Source organism: Thiolapillus sp., from assembly GCF_048562965.1.
Lineage (GTDB): Bacteria > Pseudomonadota > Gammaproteobacteria > Chromatiales > Chromatiaceae > Thiolapillus > Thiolapillus brandeum_A.
Genome location: NZ_JBHNMF010000587.1, coordinates 1 through 1,953, shown reverse-complemented (window position 1 = coordinate 1,953; position 1,953 = coordinate 1). Strand labels below are relative to the sequence as shown.

The following is a 1,953-nucleotide window of genomic DNA, read 5'->3' as shown; positions in this document are numbered from 1 at the left end:
AAGTTGTTGCGTAGTGCTTGGTGACCAGGACGGCTGGGGAACAAATAGGTTGTCAAAGGCCGAGTCGATTTTGGGGACTGGGATGTCCCAAAATCTATCACGAGGCCGAAGACACGCTTGATAATCGAAGGTGCTGGAGACCCGCTCCAGCCAGCCGTCGGGGATGTCCCGCCGCACGCCGCCGGGGATGTTGTAGATGTGATAGACCCGGCCACCACAGAGTTCCTCGAACAGGTCGAGGATCAGATCCCTGTCCGCCATGCCCCAGTAATGAGGGGTGTACATGCCGTTGGTGGCACCCAGGCCGCCGAAATAAAAGAGATAGGCCGCGAAACGGGACATTTCCATCTGCAGCACACGCAACCACTGGGCTTTCGCCGGCACTTCCAGGCCACACAGGTCTTCTACCGAGAGACAGTAGATGACTTCCATGGGCACGGGGTCGGGTACGCAGATACGTGGCGTGATGGCGATATTCTGAATCCACAGGCGGTTTTCCATGAGCTTCTCGAAGCCCCGGTGCAGGTAACCTGCATCGGCCCTGCCCTCCAGCACGGTATCGCCACTGACCTTGACCCGGAAAGCATAGTTGCCTTCGATGCCCGGATGGTTGGGACCGAAGTTGAGTTCGAATTCGTTGCTCGGCGGCTGGCGCTTGGCTTCGTAGTTCTCCGGTCTCATTCCTTGTTCCTGCGGCTGAAGCGCTGCTCTTCGGGATGGATGGTGATGCCGCCTCCCTGGGTTTCCAGTTCCTGCAGCCAGTCCGGATGGTAGTCCTGCCAGTCGAAATGCTCGTTCACCCAGGCTTCGGAATCGAAGTCCTTGCGCATGGGTGGCGGCCCATCCCACTCGGTGAGGATAAACTTGTCCATGCAGGGGCTGCCCTCGAAATACATGCCATACATTTCGTGGATGTCTCTTTCGTAGAACGCGCAGTTGGGGAAGATGTCATACACCGAAATGTAGGAACAGCTGTCCCGCGAGATGCGCGTGTGTACGGACACCAGCGTGTTCATTTCATAGGACCAGATATGATAGACCAGCTCGAACTGGCCTTCGTCGATTCAGTCCACGCAACTGATGGCGGAAAGATGCACGAAGGAAGCGCGGCCGCGCAACAGTTCCAGCAGGGAATGCACGGACTTGCTGTCCACGTCCACCCTCACCCGGCGTTCGTTCTTGCGTTCGAACTTCAGGGTGTCGATCTCCTGCAGGAGATCATCCATCCATCTTGCCAGTTCCTTGCTCACAGGCGCATCTCCAGGGGTTCGAGACGTTTCTGGTGTTCTTCCAGCAGGCGCGTGTGTTCACCGCGGGTGTTCCCGGTGATCAGGCCATAGTGCTCTGCCTCACCGATGATGTCCGTGGGTGTCTGCCACTTGGGACCGAACAGGCGCTGCTGCTGCCCCAGGTAATGATCATAGTTGCGAAAATAATCCTTCCAGGAATCCGCCTTGCCCGTGCGGATCTTTTCCATCAGATCCCGCATGCCGGAGATCACCGCCTCTGGACGCGGCATGCAGCCGGCGATATAGATGTCCACGGGCATGTAGTCGGACAGTTTCTTGGCCGTGGCATAACTCTGCCAGTACATGCCGCCATTGACGGTACAGGAACAGATGCCCACCACGTATTTGGGCGCCGGCATCTGTTCGTAGGTGAGTATCACACGCTTGAGGGTCTTGACCGACACATAGCCCGTCACCAGCAGCACATCCGCCTGCCTGGGCGACACCATGGGACTGATCCCCAGGCGCTCTCCGTCGAAACGGCTGGTCATCACAGGGGGAAGCTCCACCGCGCCACAACCTGTACAGTAATGCAGCATGAACAGGGAACGGGACTGGCAGAATGCCATAAACTCATCAAAAACATGAGCCAGGGGATTGGTGCGCCTGCGCTGCTCAACGGGAATATTTTCCAGATTTTTCATCATCAGTTCATCATAAATGC

The 1,953-nt window shown here is 57.1% G+C and carries 3 protein-coding genes and 1 pseudogene; all 4 read right to left on the bottom strand.

All coding sequences use genetic code 11. From position 1 onward, the window contains the following. Nucleotides 1-681: pseudogene (locus ACOCD2_RS18035) on the bottom strand (hypothetical protein); the annotation flags it as partial. Beyond that, on the bottom strand, nucleotides 678-1,064 hold the full coding sequence (locus ACOCD2_RS18030) for an NADH-quinone oxidoreductase subunit C (protein ID WP_293649590.1): 387 nt from the start codon (nucleotides 1,062-1,064) through the stop codon (nucleotides 678-680). The pseudogene ACOCD2_RS18035 and the gene ACOCD2_RS18030, both read right to left, overlap by 4 nt. Further along, nucleotides 1,065-1,250: a hypothetical protein gene (locus ACOCD2_RS18025; protein ID WP_293649589.1), complete on the bottom strand. Its 186-nt coding sequence runs from the start codon at nucleotides 1,248-1,250 to the stop codon at nucleotides 1,065-1,067. Continuing rightward, entirely contained in the window at nucleotides 1,247-1,933 is a 687-nt protein-coding gene (locus ACOCD2_RS18020; RefSeq protein ID WP_293649588.1) for an NADH-quinone oxidoreductase subunit B, read from the bottom strand. The genes ACOCD2_RS18025 and ACOCD2_RS18020 overlap by 4 nt, the downstream gene beginning before the upstream one ends. Nucleotides 1,934-1,953 lie beyond the last annotated feature (20 nt).